At 38.1% G+C, this 17,704-nt stretch carries 18 protein-coding genes and 1 pseudogene; all 19 read right to left on the bottom strand.

Going from position 1 to position 17,704, the window contains the following annotated elements:
- Positions 1–93: 93 nt before the first annotated feature.
- Entirely contained in the window at positions 94–528 is a 435-nt protein-coding gene (locus tag FRX45_RS22475; protein ID WP_152270737.1) for a tetratricopeptide repeat protein, read from the bottom strand.
- A gap of 80 nt (positions 529–608) precedes the next feature.
- Positions 609–743: pseudogene (locus tag FRX45_RS23920) on the bottom strand (YdeI/OmpD-associated family protein); the annotation flags it as partial.
- 147 nt (positions 744–890) lie between these two features.
- Positions 891–1,319 carry an SRPBCC domain-containing protein gene (locus FRX45_RS22465; RefSeq protein ID WP_152270736.1) on the bottom strand — a complete coding sequence of 143 codons (429 nt, stop codon included), beginning with the start codon at positions 1,317–1,319 and terminating at the stop codon, positions 891–893.
- A gap of 7 nt (positions 1,320–1,326) precedes the next feature.
- Entirely contained in the window at positions 1,327–1,734 is a 408-nt protein-coding gene (locus FRX45_RS22460; RefSeq protein WP_152270735.1) for an SRPBCC family protein, read from the bottom strand.
- Positions 1,735–1,759: 25 nt separating this feature from the next.
- Complete coding sequence (locus FRX45_RS22455; protein WP_152270734.1) at positions 1,760–2,335, bottom strand: dihydrofolate reductase family protein; 576 nt, start codon at positions 2,333–2,335, stop codon at positions 1,760–1,762.
- 320 nt (positions 2,336–2,655) lie between these two features.
- Positions 2,656–3,042: a DUF6597 domain-containing transcriptional factor gene (locus FRX45_RS22450; RefSeq protein ID WP_317163142.1), complete on the bottom strand. Its 387-nt coding sequence runs from the start codon at positions 3,040–3,042 to the stop codon at positions 2,656–2,658.
- 143 nt (positions 3,043–3,185) lie between these two features.
- The gene (locus tag FRX45_RS22445; RefSeq protein ID WP_317163143.1) at positions 3,186–3,605 is read right to left on the bottom strand and encodes a class I SAM-dependent methyltransferase; all 420 of its coding nucleotides are present in this window, start codon (positions 3,603–3,605) and stop codon (positions 3,186–3,188) included.
- Positions 3,606–3,729: 124 nt separating this feature from the next.
- Positions 3,730–4,269 (bottom strand): hypothetical protein, encoded by a 540-nt coding sequence (locus tag FRX45_RS22440; RefSeq protein ID WP_152270732.1) that lies wholly within the window; start codon positions 4,267–4,269, stop codon positions 3,730–3,732.
- Positions 4,270–4,528: 259 nt separating this feature from the next.
- Positions 4,529–5,365, bottom strand: coding sequence for a polysaccharide deacetylase family protein (locus tag FRX45_RS22435; RefSeq protein WP_152270731.1), 837 nt, complete (start codon positions 5,363–5,365; stop codon positions 4,529–4,531).
- Between the two features lie 1,614 nt (positions 5,366–6,979).
- Positions 6,980–7,306: a helix-turn-helix domain-containing protein gene (locus FRX45_RS22430; protein ID WP_152270730.1), complete on the bottom strand. Its 327-nt coding sequence runs from the start codon at positions 7,304–7,306 to the stop codon at positions 6,980–6,982.
- 4 nt (positions 7,307–7,310) lie between these two features.
- Positions 7,311–7,652 (bottom strand): type II toxin-antitoxin system RelE/ParE family toxin, encoded by a 342-nt coding sequence (locus FRX45_RS22425; protein WP_152270729.1) that lies wholly within the window; start codon positions 7,650–7,652, stop codon positions 7,311–7,313.
- Between the two features lie 294 nt (positions 7,653–7,946).
- Entirely contained in the window at positions 7,947–8,450 is a 504-nt protein-coding gene (locus FRX45_RS22420) for a hypothetical protein (RefSeq protein ID WP_152270728.1), read from the bottom strand.
- Positions 8,451–8,666: 216 nt separating this feature from the next.
- Positions 8,667–9,164 (bottom strand): hypothetical protein, encoded by a 498-nt coding sequence (locus FRX45_RS22415; RefSeq protein WP_152270727.1) that lies wholly within the window; start codon positions 9,162–9,164, stop codon positions 8,667–8,669.
- A 282-nt stretch (positions 9,165–9,446) separates the two neighbouring features.
- Entirely contained in the window at positions 9,447–10,040 is a 594-nt protein-coding gene (locus tag FRX45_RS22410; RefSeq protein WP_152270726.1) for a hypothetical protein, read from the bottom strand.
- 238 nt (positions 10,041–10,278) lie between these two features.
- Positions 10,279–10,980: a hypothetical protein gene (locus tag FRX45_RS22405; RefSeq protein ID WP_152270725.1), complete on the bottom strand. Its 702-nt coding sequence runs from the start codon at positions 10,978–10,980 to the stop codon at positions 10,279–10,281.
- 235 nt (positions 10,981–11,215) lie between these two features.
- Entirely contained in the window at positions 11,216–11,683 is a 468-nt protein-coding gene (locus tag FRX45_RS22400; RefSeq protein ID WP_152270724.1) for a hypothetical protein, read from the bottom strand.
- Between the two features lie 1,038 nt (positions 11,684–12,721).
- Positions 12,722–13,297, bottom strand: coding sequence for a hypothetical protein (locus FRX45_RS22395; RefSeq protein ID WP_152270723.1), 576 nt, complete (start codon positions 13,295–13,297; stop codon positions 12,722–12,724).
- Between the two features lie 191 nt (positions 13,298–13,488).
- Entirely contained in the window at positions 13,489–13,956 is a 468-nt protein-coding gene (locus FRX45_RS22390; RefSeq protein ID WP_152270722.1) for a GNAT family N-acetyltransferase, read from the bottom strand.
- A 1,028-nt stretch (positions 13,957–14,984) separates the two neighbouring features.
- Entirely contained in the window at positions 14,985–15,500 is a 516-nt protein-coding gene (locus FRX45_RS22385; RefSeq protein WP_152270721.1) for a hypothetical protein, read from the bottom strand.
- Positions 15,501–17,704 lie beyond the last annotated feature (2,204 nt).

Genomic DNA, 17,704 nt, shown 5'->3' with positions numbered 1-17,704 from the left:
AAAAGCGGAGAATATATTCGTCGCCCCGCCATATTGGAACCGCCTGTTAGCGGTTCGTTGTTTTTGTCTACGGGTTTTACCAATTTAATTAGTTCACCCAAACTGTTTCGTCACTCTTTCTATTCCGTTCAATATGCCGCATTTAATCATTTTACCATATCCGTTGTCGGGTAATAAATTTGTAAACGAAAGTGCTAACTGATAATTCTTTTTTGCGTTATCAACGTCCTTTAAATCTTCGTAACATTTAGCGATGTTTAAATAAAGAGAAGGATAACTGCCTTTCATTTTGTCATCATTTATTTTCAGTGCTAAATTTAAAGCGGTCTCGTCCCAGTTTAATTTGTCCACCACCGTTTTTTGATGTCGAGCGACATAATGAGCTGCTGTAAATTTCTCGAAGTCGTTTGTCGCTTCGTCCCAGGCTTGGAGAAAGAGTTTACTTGCTTCTTCTAATTTACCTTTTCCTTCCAAGTCCATGCCCTGAGCACAGAGTTTAACTACATTGTTGTTTGAATCGAATTCCATGTTGAATACTGTCTAAATTTTTCTGTGGTTAAACTGTCACACATTGCGGCAATACCATGTTAGCGGTTCGTTGTTTTTCGTCAATAGCTTAATCTCTTTATTTTCCGCCCTGCTTCACTGTCAGTTATAAGTTCTTCAGGCCGTTTTATGCTTGTAGCTTCCTGCTTTGCAGTTATTACCCAATTGAGTGCAGATTTGTGATAAGAGGGTGGAAGAGATTGAAAAACTCCCGCGCCTTTTTGTTTGCTTTAAATTTTTTCTCAAAGTCGTCCGAAAGTTTTACTGCTTCCTTTTCGTAAGCATAAATTTTAGATTTATGTTCCTTCCTCAATTTAAAAAAAATGTTGGTTTAATTTCCAAATTCACTTCTCTAATAAATTTTTTATGTTGTTTAAAATCCCTTTCCAATTGCCAACTGAATGTTCACGGGATTGTTCGTCTTTAAATCCTTCTTGAGTTACTAATAAAATTGTTTGTTCTCCATTCTTTGAAAGCTTATAAGTAATAATACTGAAATCATCAGGGTTGTAATCTGTCCCCCAAAAGGAACTCCAATAACTATGTTTAAAAATCTTTTCTTTTTCAATCTTTAGAATAAATCCCTTGTCTTCGTAGCTTGTTCCTTTCCAAGTTCCAGAGAAACTAATCGGGCTTCCTTCCTTCCAGTCGGTGTTAGTTTCTGTTCCCCCGAAGTATTTCTTAATAGTTTCTTTGTCCGTCAATGCAAACCATACTTTTTCAATTGAAGCATTGACGCCAATTAATGTTGGTAATTTTAATTTTTTGTCCATTGTTATATTATTTCGCTTCAACCACATTTTTAATGTCAACGACACTTCCTTCCCAAACTTGACTGCATTGCTTAAAGAAATTCGTTCGTTTTGTCCAACCCTTGTGTGCAAAGTGAAGAATATTTTCGGCCCCTTTGCTTTCAATGATAAATGAAACAGAAGTGCCAATCCATTCAGGATGTCCAACAATGCAAGCCCATTTGACTTCTTTATTGGGTTCAAGTTTTGAAATTTTCATTTCATGGTGATTCTCACCGAAATAAAATAACAGAGTGTCGCCAAGGTTTTCTTTACCCTTTATTTTCCAACCGTCTCCCTTTGTTAACCATTTTTGGATACCTTCTTTGGTGGAGATTAGTTCATAAATTTTCTTAGCCGAAGCTTTAATTGCAATTTGATGATTGATGTCTGCCATAATAATGTTTCTTTAAAGGGAATATTTAATTATTGTTTAGCTGCCATTCATTTACTAACTGGTAGCATAGCAAAACAACACCTTTGTCAAGCGTTTGGGTTTTGACAAGTTTCATTCCCGAAGTTTTCATTTCGTTTTTAAAAAAACGCTTTCCACTCCCCATAATGATAGGATGAACTAAAAGCCGATACTCATCAATAAGATTTGCTTTCATCAATGATTGCACGAGAGTAGCACTGCCTGGAATTTGAATTTCACTTCCATTTTGCTGTTTCAACTTCTTAATTTCTTCAATGATATTTTTATTAATGATTGTTGAATTATTCCAGTCGGCTTTTTCCAGTTTAGAGGAAACAACAAACTTTTTCATGCTGTTTATTTTGCTTGCAGGTCCATTGTCATCATTTAACTGAAAAGGCCAGTAAGATGCCAACATTTCAAAAGTTGTCCGCCCCACAAGGAGAGCATCAGCTTCTAAAATGCTATCTCTTATGTATTCATCTTTTGCAATGCTATTAAAAGGGAAAAACCATTCCTGCATTGTGTCTGCATCAAAGATGCCATCCAGAGTTACCCACGCTGAAACTACTAATTTTCTCATTTTACTTCCTTTTATATTGTTTTTAAGAATACAAAAGTATGTGTACCGATAAACAGAAAATAGAACAGACCCGACATCTTTAAGGTTCGATTGGTATTGACTTCATGTTTTTCAAATAGTCACTTGGAGTGAGATTGGTAAACTTTTTAAATGCCTAATTCTTTCTGAATATTTTGTAATGAAACATGTCCGTTGTTATGCTTTATTTTCTTTGTTGCAAATTCAGTTTTTGTATTTGCTACAATCGCATTATCGGCTAATTTCTTAATGAAATTATTTAATAAATCCAAGCGAAAATATAACATTGGCGTATTTAAAAGTTACTCTTGCAAATTGTGTGCTTTAGCTTGTTTCAAAAAAACAAGTTCCGTACTTCCGTCTGTCAGTTTTTTTGCACCAATGTTGGAGAAAGAATTTAAAGCATTTGGATAGAGGAAATATGCAATTCGCGTGAAATCATTTTTAATGAATAGTTCTTTAGGTTTTGCAGTTTGTCCATAAAGTGTTAGGTTGTTGATGGTTTTGTTACTACTCGTTGCTTTAGCTGTATTAAAAACAAGTGTCGGGCTGCCGTTGGCAAATATTGGAAGGACAAAATTGTCCAGTTGGCTGTAATTTTCAATAACAAGTATGCTACTCACATATTTTGAAATTGTTCGGGGTTGGCGATATTCCGTGTTACGTAAGCCGGGACAGATGCTGATCAAAGATATGAAGATGAAAATATATTCTATAACTTGGATTTATTCGTCAGATATGTCGCTGAGCTGCGTTATATTGATCAGTATTTATTCGTAAAGCCGCCATATAGCCAAACCCCTTGTTAGCGGGTCGTTGTTCTTCTTCTCCGTCATTTTGTTTTTCCTTTTCTACATTTTATCAAGTAAAATGGATAGTTTTCTGTCACATCGATTATTTCAAAAAGTTCTGTGTTGCCAAATTCATCTGCTATGCTTTGCTTGTCGTAAAAGAAGATTTTAACTCCGCCAAACATTTCAAAACGGTCTTTGCTTAGTTGTGTTCCTTGTCCATATGTTTGAGCGTCCTTAGTTATTGCTGTAAAAACCATAAATCCGTCTTCGGTCAATTGGTTAAAACAGTCCTGGATAAGTTTTGCTCTTTCGTCTTTGTCTAACAAGTAAATTAAACCATAGCAAAATATTCTGTCAAACAACTTGTTGTCAAAAGGCATTTCTGTTACCGAACCGTGATAAATTTTAAAGTCGTTTCCAAAATGTTTTTGAGCCAAATCAATGGCTGTTTTTGAAATTTAAATATTTTTGCCGATTGCGTTCCGTCTGCCGGAACAAAAGCTAAAACAAAGAACCAAAAGTTGACGAACGTTTTCCGTCTGCCCGCATTTTTGCCAACCTGCCTGTTGGCTGCTGTACATGTCAAAAGAGTTTAAGTCCAATTGCTAAACTTAATGACCCGAAATCTTCATTAATAATCTTTGTCCGATTAAATACATTAATGTAAGAAACTTTCCCTGTCCACCTTTGTTTTTTAGAAAAGTAAAATCCAAACGAAGGTTTTATACCAAATAAAGTTTGTCCACTGATAAAGCTTGGCCCAGCTACAAATGATAAATAAATACCTTGGTTTGGATGGAATGATGAACCAACAAATAAATTTACCATTCCGCCAACATCATTGCTGTTTTCTGGAAAACTTCCATCGGGGTTTGAGCGTAAAACTTTGTCATCTTCTAAGTATACGTCACCTGTAAGTTCTAATGTCGGTTTGAATTTCGTTTTGTTATTAAAAAACGTTTGAAGCCCTAACCCTATTCCCCAAGGATTATTCCCTTTGGTATAGTCATAAAGGGTACTGTTATATTGTGTCAGCAAAAAAGTTGATACCTTTCTTTGGGTCTGTCCAAAGCTCTGTGTCACTAAGAAAAAGGTAAATAATACTACGAAAAATTTTCTCATAAGGAATTTATTAAGTCAGACAACTGTCTATAGATGAACGTTGCTTTTGTATATCAACCAACGACCACGCATTGGCGATGGCAGGGAATTCAATGTTCCTTTCGCCCAAACGTCAGCCGATAAAAGAACTAAAGTACAGAATAAGTACAAAAGTTCATCAAAGTATTTTCAGCCGGAACTGCTGTCCAATATTGAATAAAAAGTTGATGAAATGCACGTCAGCCCTGCTATTGCCAATGCAATTGTTGTGCGTTCTCCTTCATTTTTTGTTCTGTTGCTTTGTTGTAATGAAATCCATTGCCTCTGAAAAAGTAGTTACCCAGTATTCGTCCTGATGCTTTTTTAAATAGTCCAGAAATGCTTTGTGTGTTTCAATTGAAATGTGAAAAACTTGTCCACCAACACCATGAATCTGATAAACAGCCATTCCTCCGGCTTTTTTTGCCTTTTCTGCAAATGCAATTAGTTCTTGCAGGGTTGTTCCTGTCCACACATGCCAAGACGGGACTTTCATAATGTTTAGATTTTTAAAATCTGTAATGATGCTGTTGCTGTCACCACCTGCTCTGGCATATTTTACCAAACGCTGTTCCTTTATGATAACGGAATAGTCTGTATCACCGATTACGAAATTATTACAAGGATAGGCAAAACTTCTTTCCTTTCTGCTGGGGTCTAACAACGCAAGAATTGTATTCTCCGTTTTTATTTCTGTCACTATTTTATCAATGGTGTAAGTTTCAATTGCAATTGATTTATCCCAACCTAATTTTTCAGGGCAAGCATGGAACAATGTATGATTTGCAAGTTCATGTCCCTTTTTAGCAGCATTTGTCCAGCCAAGAACAGCCTCTGGAGTTTGTCCAATTACATCAGATTTTGCAGAACCCTGAATTGAGTTTAAGAAGAATGTAGCTTTTAAACCTGCTGAATCCAATTGAGGAATTACTGTTGAAAGTTGTGTTTCTAATCCATCATCATAGGTCAGGCAAATAATAGCTTTGTTTGAGCCGTCAGCCTTTTTTATTTGTGCAAAAGAAGATGAGAAAAAATGAGCAACTACTAAAGCAATTGTCAAACAAATTTTATAATTCATGTTTGAAATTTTGAACTGTCAAATAGGGTGACGCACAACGGTACGGCTTGGCGCAGGTGGGATATTTGAAATCTGTCTGCTGAAATACCGTAGGCCAATTTAAAGTAAAGAATACTGTATTCAGATAATTTCTGTTATGATGTCGTCAGCCGGTAACTGAAGCCCGGAATTGCAATTAGCCGATTGAACTATGTCTTGCCCCACTTGAGCCAAACCGCCTGTTATACGCCGTGACTTGTCCCTGGCAAAAAAAAATGGCAGCTTAATATTATTCCTTAGGGCAGGGGTCAACGGAAACTATATTGTGCGAACTGACTGAAATTTATATGCCTAAAGCAAAACATAATAAAAGTCTTTTGAGGCCAGGCCTGCTGAATTTATTTGAGCGCCGGGTCTAACCGTCAGAGATTTACTATTTGCCAATGTCGAACAAAACACAATCAATAAAAGGGCTATTGCGAACGGTCAAATAAACCTGCTCAAAAACAATTAGGAGCTTACCTATACAAACCACGTCTACGCAGCGCTGGCAAAGCCGAAAGAATTACTATAGTTCAATAACGCGCCATTTTTAAAAACGGTGTACTGAAAACTGCCCGCAAAATGTATTGTCTGCTATGAAAATTACTTCGCTAAAGTCCTGTGTCTACAGCTAAAGATATAAAGACTATAGGGCAGTTGTGCTATGTCTTTGTGCAAAAGGTCTGTCCAAGGCATGGCGGATAACGGTACGGCTTGGCGATGTGGTGGTATTTGAAAATCGTCAGCCCGTAACTGCTGCTTATTAAAGTTATAAATATTGATGATAAGAACTACAGCCCGGCGTTATTCGTCAGCCGAAACCGAAGCCGATTAACGAACCAATTGCTGAAAATATATTCGTCACCCCGCCATATTGCCAAACCGCCTGTTGCACGCCTGTGACTTGTCACGTATGATAAAAGGGGCAGACCACAATATCTTTGTGCGCAAGGTCAACCGAGATTATAGTTTAAAACTGACTGAAATTTATTTGTCTACAGCAAGACATAATATAAAGTCTTAGAAGCAAAGCCTGCCGAATTTAATTGCGCGTTGGGTCTAACTGCCGGAGACTTACTATTTTTCAATGTCAAACAAAACACATTCAATAAAACGGCTATTGAAAACCGTCAAAATAAACCTATGCAAAAATGGTTAACAACTTACCAATACAAACCATGCCTACGCAGCACTGGCAAAGTCGAAAAAATTGCTATAGTTGAACAACTGCCCCTTGAACTAATGTCTGCGGGAACTGCCCCTTACAGATTATTAAAAGAAACCGTCCAGCGAAATGCCCCAAGATATAGTTTGAAATGCAAATTTTTCCGGGCAGTTTACTACGCGAATTAGTGCAAAACATTTGTCCAAGGCATGGCGTGCAACGGTACAGGTTGGCGAAGTGCCGATAATAGCGATCCGTCCCGCCGGGCGTACCGAAGTTGATTATTTAGTTAAAGTACAAGTTATTGAATTTTGCCGATTGCTTTCCGTCAGCATAAACAAAAGCCAAAACAAAGAACCAAAAGTTGAAGAACGTTTTGCGTCTGCCCGCATTTTTGCCAACCTGCCTGTTGTGCGTTCGCCTTATCGTCACACAAGTTGTAAGTGTTTTTTTTCAAGCGTTACATTAAAATGAATGTCAGCTTTTAAAGCTTTAAAAACTTTGAGAATTGTATCAATTGTCGCACTATTTGCACTGCTTTCAAGTTTAGAAATTTGAGCTTTCTGTACACCTACAAGTTGTCCTAATTGTTCTTGTGTCAGGTTGCGTTCTTGTCTTGCGGTTTTTATCATTCTACCCAAAACGTCCATACGAAGTTCATATTCGTATTCGTCTCTGTCTGCTGTACCTTTTTTACCGATATATTTGTCTTTCATTTCGGCAAGCGAGTATGATTTTATTGCTGTCTTTGCCATAATGTTATTTTTTACGTTTGCTTTCAAAATATTTTGTCCTGATATTAATTGCTCTTTCAATTTCGTTTTTAGGGACTTTGTCTACCTTTTTAATAAAGCCGTGTGTTGCAAAGACTAATGTTTCAGCTTCCGTTTCTTTATCCCAAAATGCCAGCAATCTGATTTGTTGTCCGCCAAAGTTTGTTCTAAACTCCCAAATGTCATTTTGCAGTTTTTTGAAAAGTCTTGGGTCATTGCTTTGTTCAGCCAGGTCAATATTATAAAAAATCTTTCTTGCTGCTTTGGAATCAAGTCCGGCAATAAATTTGTCTGCCTCTTCTAAAAATCGTGTCTGAAAGTATTGCAATAGAAACCGTTTATACAAAGTTAAACAAAGTTTCTATATTTTGAAACTTATTTTTTTTCATCAAGCATGAAAGGGTCGGGAAAAGGTGACGCACAACGACCACAGCTTTGCGTTCGGCAGGGCATTTGGAAAACGTCAAGCCTGGAACTGCAGCCGATGTAAGTTACAAAAGTTGAAAATATGTTCTGTTGCTCATCTGTGTTCTGTCAGCCGGATATGTAGCTGATAGTAGCACTAAGATGAGGATTTTTTCGTCGCCCCCTGCTGACGCAAAACTGCCTGTTGGGCGTTCGTTTAGCGTATTGCAGTCCTTTTCCAATTTTTGTTAACGTCCTCTACGAACTTTACAGAATTTCCTTTAAAGTTAAACCATGTTGAATCCATTGTCAGTCCTTGTTTGGAATACATAAATCCCCATGAATTGTCAAGGAAGCCGTCAACTGTAAAAAGGATTGTGTCACCCGACTTAATAAAGTCACGAAGTTTTGTGTCTTCCAATTTAATCCTTAGTGCAGAAACTATTTTTGCGTCAAGCTTTAATGAATCTTCAACTACATATAAATATTGAGCATCTTGGTCGCCTTCTTTGTCGTCTATTTTAATTGAAATTTCATTTAGTCTTTTGTAATGTCGTGTGAAGTCATCCATCTCGTAGATGTCTTTTTGGTCAAGAATAAAATTTGCTAATTCATTAAACTCCTTGTCTTTATATTTGAGTGCATGTGGCTCAGGATAAATGTCAACACAAGAACAGAAGAGAAAACAAAGAAAAAATGTCAGAAGAATTTGTCTGTTCATGAATGTTGATTTAATGACGCCCAACGTTGGGGCTTGGCGATGGGCTGGTATTCAAGGAACGTCTGCCCGAACGTCAGCCGATTGAAAAACTATAGCCGAAGATAAATACAAAAAGCCGATATTTATTCTTCTGCTGGAACTATTGCTGATAGATAACTACAGCCGATGGTTATTCCTTCAGCCAGCCTATTGCCAAACCTTTTGTTGCAAGCAGTTTTATCCAACTATCAGTAACAAAATTTGACTATCATTTTGAACGCTCTTTAAATTGTCATGTAGCAGTTTAATGGCATCAAGTGTCAACCTCGCTGTTTCCTCGTCACCTTCTTCTGAAAATTCCTGATTAAACTTTTGTATCTCTGTCAATGTAAATAAGTCTGGGTCAAGTTGTGTCAAGAATGAATTCCTCTGGTTATTCGTAAACAAAAAATGTGAACTGCCTCTTTTGTCAACAAGTTCCTTTGAAATGTCGTCATATTGGTTTGTTAGCAGGTCAATATTTTTTTCTTCTTGAAGATAGACAAGTAGGTTAGCGTAAACATAACCTGAACCGTTAAGGCTTTTCAGTTCCGTCGCATTGTTGGCTAAATAATCCCAATAGTTGTCTATTACTTTTTTGTTGAACAAACTTTTCTTAACGATGATTTCAGCGTTATTCTTTAAGTCGTCAAGTTTGGATGTGTCCAACAGGTAAAAGGAAGCTGTTGCGGACATGAATTGTTTTTAGTTTTTGATGATGAATTTTAGAGTGTCACTAAAAATTGCTTGCAACGTTACAGGTTGGCGAAGTGCGGATAATAGCGTTCCGTCCCGCCTGGCTACCGAAGTTGATTTTTAGATATAGTACAAGTTATAGATTTTTGCCGATTGCGTTGAGTCTGCCGGAACTATAGCTAAAACAAAGACTCAAAAGTTGACGAACGTATTCCGTCTGCCCGCATTTTTGCCAACCTGCATGTTAGCGGCTGCCAAAGTTTTCAAACGAATGTTGTCCAATTAATTTGCTTTATAGACTGTGTCATAATAGTCGTGTGCTGATGCAAATACAGGAATGGTCGCCCAAAATAAATTTTTGCTTTTAGCTAATTCTGTCGCTGCTCTTACCAATTCTTGGAGTCGCAACACAATTAAAAGTTTTGCTACATCGCTTGCTCCTTGCATTTGACTGTCCTTATATTTTTGATTGTCCATATAGTCTTGATAAGTCGCTTGTAACTCTTCGTAACCTGTCAACGGAAAACTATTTATTGTTGAATTGCCTTCTTCCCAGTCAGCAAGCCAATCTGTATCATCAGTCCCGCCAACTTTGTCATAAGCGAATAAGTCAAGAAACCATAGGTCGCAATTGATTGTAAAACCGTTCATTTCTGCATAAATTGCTTTGATGTCAAGGTTACTATTCACAGTGTCATAAAAGTCCGAGAAGAAGTCAACCAATTTGTCTGTTTGGTGGAGCAAATTTTTACCTAAAAGTTTGTTGAAGTCGGTTGGAGCTTGCTCTTTTAATTTTACCTCCGCAAGTAATATTGCTTCATCAAGTTTATCGTCGGATAAAAGTCCGCTAATGTCCTCCGCTAATTCAAAATTCATAATATTGTTGATTTGAAAACGCTGTATTGGTTGCCGCCAACGTTGGACGGCTTTGTGCAGGTGGGGAAATAGCATTCCGTCTGCCCATAACCGAAGTACAATTTATAGATAAAAGTTCATTGTTTTTTCTGTTGCTCAATGTTATTCGTCACGCTGGAACCGAAGCCTATGTTTGCACTTAGCTGAAGTAACAACGTCGTGCCCCACTTGCACAAAACCGCATGTTGTGTGCAGTAATTCAATCATTCACTCTTTCAAACGTCAATTTATTGTCGTTTTTTGAAATAGTAATGATATCAAAATCTGGCTTATATCCCTGTTTTAATTTTTCATAGCTTTCTCTTCGGATAAAATCAATTCTTTCATAATCCTTAAACACTCTTTTTGATAAGCCCCTTTCCAATTCGTTTTGCAGATTATATTCTTGAATGGTAGTGTCAGTTGTGAAATATCCGGACTGTCGCAGTTGATTTACTAATCTATTTTTATCATTTTCAGTAATTTGAAGTTCAAATTTGTGATACATGTCACGCATACCACTTACCTCATTAGCTTTTATGGAAAATTTGTCAACAAGCACAATTTCATTGTCCTTTAAAAGTGATTTGGCGTCCGACTTAAAAAACAAGTAGTCCTCTAATACAAACGCTAAAATAGGAATTGACGCCAAAATTGTCAAAGTAACAGCGATGACTTTACCCGCTTTTTTAAACCCTAAATTTATTAGTGTCCAATAAGAAATAAAAATAACGGCAAAGAATAAAATTGGAAAACCAAGAAATAGAAAAAATATTCCTTCAATCGGAATAAAGATTAAACTCATAAATGTTGTCAACAAAATACCTACTGTAAAAGCCAATTGCTTTTTACCTTGTCGATAAGGTAGCCAAAAGGACAGAACCGCTATTACTAAAATTCCAAATATTATATAGCCTTGCATATTGTTAAGGGTCAAATCTTATTGCACACAACATTGGGCTTGCTGCTGCGCTGGCATTCAATGAACTTTTCGCCCGAACGTCAGCCCAGTAACGAACCCAAAGCCGAAGATAACTACAAAAGCCGAACAATGAACGTCACGCCCGGAACTGCAGATGAACAGCGAACCAAAAGCTGATTTTATTCCGTCAGCCAGCGTAGAAGCAAGCCCAATGTTATAGGCAGCCAATTCTCTGTCAGTTAATTTCTCCATACCAATTTACTTTCTTCGTTACTATTGTCGCTCCGTTTGTTTTTTTGCTTTTGAAAACATTTTTCAGTTTAGTTAGGATGTTATTCCTTTTAGGTTCTTGTAAATTTATTGTCGCCGAAAACGCAATTGTCGGCTCGTCCTTATGGTACTGAGATGCTCGTAATAATTTGCCGTCCTGCTCTTTATACTCAATAATAATGTTTCCATTGACGAAGTCTTTGATATAGTCAATTGCTGAAGCACAAGTAAACTGATTTCTCGTTTGCTTATTTTTTACTTCATCAAAGTGAAAGTTTCCAAAATGCCGGTGGTCAAAGTCCGAAAAGACCGTAATCTCTGTGTCATCAATGTCAAAATTTAGTTTGCCGAAAGCTTGCGATACAGATGTCACTGAGAAGCAAAAATTGTCTGGGTGAATAATACCTTTTTCAATTTCAATTCTGTCTGTCAAGTCGGGAAATGATTTTCTGAAAAGGCAGAAGAATTCCTTTTGCAGGTCGTTAAGTTTCGTTTCTATTTTGTCCTGATAACTCACTTTGTCGGTCTTGTAGTCATTTGATGTTACAGTTTGTTTTTTGTTCCAAAGTTTGAAGTTTGCACGGTCGTGTCTGGTTGCCTATAACGTTGCCGGCTTTGCGCAGGTGTGGAATTTGAAATCCCTCTGCCGAAATACCGTACTGCCAATTTAAAGTAAAAAATATTGTATTCAGATAATTTCTGTTTGAACATCGTCAGCCGATAACTGATGCCCAAATCTGCAATCAGCCTGGCAGGCTTCCGTCCAGCCACGCTTGCGCAAAACCGCTTGTTACAGGCTGCCTTCTCCATGTCCGATCAAGGATCATCTGTCGGGGGTGGCCGTGCATGCACCGTCGCTTAATAGAAGTATTGTCTCCTGCAAACGTTCGCTCCGATAGCGTTCTCCGTGCCCGATCAGGGATCGCCTGCCGGGGGCGGCCGTGCATGCACTGTCGCCTAATAGAAGCATTGTCTCCTGCAAACGTTCGCTTCGGTAACGTTCTCCATGCTCAATCAGGGATATCCTGTCTGGGGTGGCCGTGCATGCATTGTCGCTTAATAGTAGCATTGTCCTCTGCAAAACGTTCGCTCCGGTAACGACCTCCATGCTCAATCAGGGATATTCTGTCTGGGGTGGCCGTGCATGCACTGTCGCCTAATAGAAGCATTGTCTCCTGCAAAACGCTCGCTCCGGGAGCGTCAGGTTTGTCGCACCGCAACAGGTTTATAAATCATTTACGAATTTAGACTGTCGGTCATTGGTAGCCTGTAACGGCCAGGGCTTTCGGCTGTGCTGATATTCCGTGATTCGTCAGCCAGGAACCGAAGCTGAGTAAAGTTAATGTAGTTGATGTTATATTCTGTAGCTCGGCTTTATTCGTTCAGCCCGGACTGCAGATGATAAGCGAACGGGACGATCAGTAAATATTCTTCAGCCAGCATAGCAGAAAACCCATGTTGTATGTAGCTTTTATTTGTCGTCCTTTGTTCTGTCAACATACTCTAATGTCCCGCCCCAACAATTATTTTCTCCTGTCAAATAGCCTTTGTTAAAAAGAACGTGAGCAAAAGCTTTCATTTCGTCGTCAGAAAGTCGAATTGCAAACTCTTTATCATTTTTAATAATCTCAATTGCTTTGTCAAAATTATATTCAGTTTGAATTTTGTCAACAAGCTTTGTCTTGTAGTCGAAGAACGAAATGTTGTCAAGGGCTTCTTTATTTTTAAACTCAAAGTATCTGTCCTTTTTTGATTTTGCAAAGCCAAATACTTGCTGTTGTCCTATTGTGTCGTAGCCAATATTTAATTCCATGTGTAAAGCACCAGCAACAAAGTTTCCCTTTGTGCAGATTTCCTTTGTCACACCGGTATTAAGATTTTTTACTTTAATGACTGTGAAGTAGCTAAATGTTGAACCATTTTGAATGGCTGCAAGAAAGTTTAAATATTTTTCATTGTCAAGGTCATTACCCTTGTCAACCTTGTGATGATAGCTTAACAAAGGCAGCGTCAAAATAAATGTCAATATGGAAATGAATGCTCTCATAAAGTTACATACAACGGGCCGCGTATTGGCGATGGGCTGGATTTTTAGCACTGAAGTTCAATTGTAGAACGAAAGTTGACTTTTGCACTTCCGTTGATACGAAGCCGTTCAGCCCGCCTATTGCCAATACGATGTTAGCGGTAGGCATTCTTCTCGTCCAATTTTGTGTCAGTTGGTTTTGCATTGTCTAGTTACAATTCTTTTTTCATAACTACGATGTCTTTGCCGCCCAAAGCAAGTCGTTCCAATTGTTGCCAAGCAAGTCGTTTATATAAATTTTCTGCTGTATGAGTAAATAAGTAGATGTCTTTCAGTCCAAGGTCTTTTGAATGGTCTTGTATGTGGTTACAAATTAATGCACCAAAACCTTTCCCTCTGTTGTCGGGCTTTGTGTAAACTAATGCTAACCAGTTTTTATATATTTTAAGTCGTGGCTCTCTGTCCAGCAGTCCAACGTGGTTGTAAAGTCCACCCGTTGCGATTGGTTTGTTATGAAGTGTCATTAATACTTGAAACTCGTAATTGTCTGCCGATAAGTTTTTGGTTTTTTCAATTGTCGTTTGAATAGGTATGTTCCATTCACTTAAATACCAGTCGGCAATAAGTTCTATGTTTTCGTTGTCATCAGGTTGAATTATTTGATATTTTATGTCTGCCATACTTTTAAAATGTCTGTTGCATTTGGTCGTCTATGCTTACCGCTAACGGTACGGCTTGGCGCAGGTGGGATATTTGAAATCCGTCTGCTGAAATACCGTATGCCAATTTAAAGTAAAAAATACTGTATTCAGATAATTTCTGTTATGATGTCGTCAGCCGGTAACTGAAGCCCGGAATTGCAATTAGCCGATTGTACTATGTCTTGCCCCGCTTGAGCCAAACCGCCTGTTATATGCATACTTGATTGAATTAAGAATACTGTTTGTAACCGAAACAGCGAGAAATGTTTGAACAAATGGAACAGCGTTGTTGTCACAAGTTCTCTGTCTGCCGTGAAATGAAAGCGGCGTTGAAAATAGTTGCTGAATAGAATTGCTGTAGCCACTGTTTAGAAAATAATTTTAAGGTATCCCATTACCAAAGCCGAATAGAATTGTTGAAGACGCTGTTCTGAACAAGTTGCATATAACGTCACGGCTTTGCGCAGGTGGGATATTTGAAATCCGTCTGCTGAAATACCGGATGACAATTTAAAGTATAAAATACTGTATTTAGATAATTTCTATTGTTTGGACGTCAGCCGATATATAAAGCCTGGAGTTGCAATTAGCCGATTGAACTTCGTCATGCCCCACTTGTGCAAAACCGCATGTAAGCTGCATGTGCTTCCTTTGTCAACCGAAAAGATGAAAAATATAATACTGCAACTTTCCAAAACGCCCGTTTAGTAAAGAGCACTAAAGTATAAAAAGCTAAACACCTGAACCGCAAAAGGCAACTATGCACAAACAAGTTACTAATCTTAGGGTATACCCCGCATTGCAGCTTACGGTACAGGTTGGCGAAGTGCGGATAATAGCGTTTCGTCCCGCCTGGCTACTGAAGTAGAGTATTTAGTTAAAGTACAAGTTATAGAATTTTGCCGAGCGCGTTCCGTCTGCCGGAACAAAAGATAAGGAAAGAACCAAAGGTTGACGAACGTTTTCTGTCTGCCCGCATTTTTGCCAACCTGCCTGTAGTACGCAGTTTACTTATTTGTGTCAATACTTAATTCATTAACGCCATGGTCTTTTGCATTTAATTGAATTGCTTTTTGAATTTGTTTGTAGTCTATGTCTAAATACGTTATGTTTACCTTATACTCCTTTTCATCATTTCTTAATTTAAATATCAAGTCGCGAAACGTCCCTGCTTTGTTAGTATGTCTTTCTCGTAAATAGTAATACCAAAAGTTATCCCACATTATAAATCCTGTTGCTTTTGTCCATATTCCATTGGGATTGATTATCAACTTAATATTTTTGTCAAATACTTTGAACCAAAAAAAAATTGCATTGCCGTAAATTAGCAATAGCAAAATCGGCATTAAAATGTAGTCCTTTTTTAAAAGCATTATTAATCCCTCTATTGGATCAGTCAAAATTCCAATACACGGAATGGTCATAAATATCGCAAACCAAATAGCACGTCTATATGTCCCCTTCCCGACAATTTCACTTTTTAGATTAGTAATATACTGTTCTGCTTTTTCAGAATGTAGCATTTGGTTTATCCGAGTGTCGATGGTTTCGATAATTGCGTACTACGGTACGGCTTGGCGATGTGGTGGCATTTGAAAATCGTCTGCCCGTAACTGCTGCTAAATTTATATATAAATGTTCATTGTTTATTCTATTGACCGGCGTTACTCGTCATGCCCAAACTGAAGGTGCATAGCGAACAAATAGCTGAGCATATATTCGTCACCCTGCCATATTGCCAAACCGGTGTTGCGCGCCTGTGACTTGTCACGTATGATAAGGGGGCAGACCACCAATATTCCTTGTGCGTAAGGTCAACCGAAACTATATTTAAAGCCTGGTTGAAATTTATTTGTCTATAGCAAAACATATACAAAATGTTTTGAAGCCAAGCCTGCTGAATTTAATAGTGCGCTGGATCTAACTGCCAGTGTAGACTTACCATTTGTCAATGCAAACAAAACATAATCAAGAAAACAGCTTTTGAAAGCGGTCAAAATAAACCTGTATAAACCTGGCAAAAGTTTATCCATACAAACTACGTCTATGAAGCGCTGGCAAAACCGAAAAAATTGCCATAGTTGATTAACAGCCCCCTAAACTAATGTCTGCGGGAACTGCCCCTTACAGATTATCCAAAAAATCGTCTGGCGAAATGTCAAGGGTTGATGTTTTTATATACAAATCTTGTCGGGCAGTTTACTATACGAGTTAATGCAAAACATTTGTCCAAGGCATGGCGTGCAACGTTACAGGTTGGCGAAGTGCGGATAATGGCGTTTCGTCCCGCCCGGCGTACTGAAGTTGATTATTTATTTAAAGTACAAGTTATAATTTTTTACCGATAGCATTTCGTCTGCTGAAACTATGGCTGAACAAAGAACCAAAGGTTGACGAACGTTTTCCGTCTGCCCGCATTTTTGCCAACCTGGTGTTGCACGCCTGTGACTTGTCACATATCATAAAGGGGCAGACCAAAAATATTCCTTGTGCGCAAGGTCAACCGAAATTATAGGTTAAAAACTGACTGAAATTTATTTGTCTACAGCAAGACATAATACAAAGATATAAGAAACAAAGCCTGCTGAATCTAATTGGGCATTGGGTCTAACTGCCAGAGACTTACTATTTTTAAATGTCAAACAAAACACAATTAATAAACGGGCTATTGAAAACCGTCAAAATAAACCTATACAAAAACTTGCAACGACTTACCAAAACAAGCTACGTCTACGAAGCGCTGGCAAAGCCCAAAGAATTGCTATAGTTGATTAACTGCCCCGTCCCATTAATGTCTGTGGAAACTGCCTCTTACAAATTATTCAAAAAAAAAGTTGTGCTGCGAAATGTCAACGGTATATAGTTTAAAACATAAATTTTATCGGGCAGTTTACTACGCGAATTGGTGCAAAACATTTGTCCAAGGCATGGCGTGCAACGGTACGGCTTGGCGATGTGGTGGTATTTGAAAATCGTCAGCCCGTAACTGCTGCTTATTAAAGTTATAAATATTGATGATAAGAACTACGGCCCGGCGTTATTCGTCAGCCGAAACAGAAGCCGAATAACGAACCAATTGCTGAAAATATATTCGTCGCCCCGCCATATTGCCAAACCGCCTGTTGCACGCCTGTGACTTGTCACGGATAATAAAAGGGGCAGATCAGCAATATTCCTCGGACGTAAGGTCAACCGAAATTATAGCTTAAAAACTGACTGAAATTTATTTGTCTACTGCAAAACATAATACAAAGTCTTAGAAGCTAAGCCTGCTGAATTTAATTGGGCGTTGGGTCTAACTGCCAGAGGCTTACTATTTTTCAATGTCAAACAAAACACATTCAATAAACAGCTATTGAAAACCGTCAAAATAAACCTATACAAAAACTGGAGAGAACTTACCGATATAAACTATGTTTACGCAGCGCTGGCAAAGCCGAAAAAATTGCTATAGTTGATTAACTGCCCCCGTCCACTAATGTCTACGGGAACTGCCCGTTACAGATTATTCAATAAAAACCGTCCGGCAAAATGTCAAAGGTCTATAGTTTAAAGTGTAAATTTAGTTGGGCAGTTTACTATACGGAATTAATGCAAAACATTTGTCCAAGGCATGGCGTGCAACGGTACGGCTTGGCGCAGGTGGGATATTTGAAATCCGTCTGCTGAAATACCGTATGAAAATTTAAAGTATAAAATACTGTATTTAGATTAATTTCTGTTATGA

The organism is Agriterribacter humi (assembly GCF_009192765.1).
GTDB lineage: Bacteria > Bacteroidota > Bacteroidia > Chitinophagales > Chitinophagaceae > Agriterribacter > Agriterribacter humi.
The sequence above is the reverse complement of the archived record's forward strand: the minus strand, read 5'-3'. Positions and strand labels throughout refer to the sequence as shown.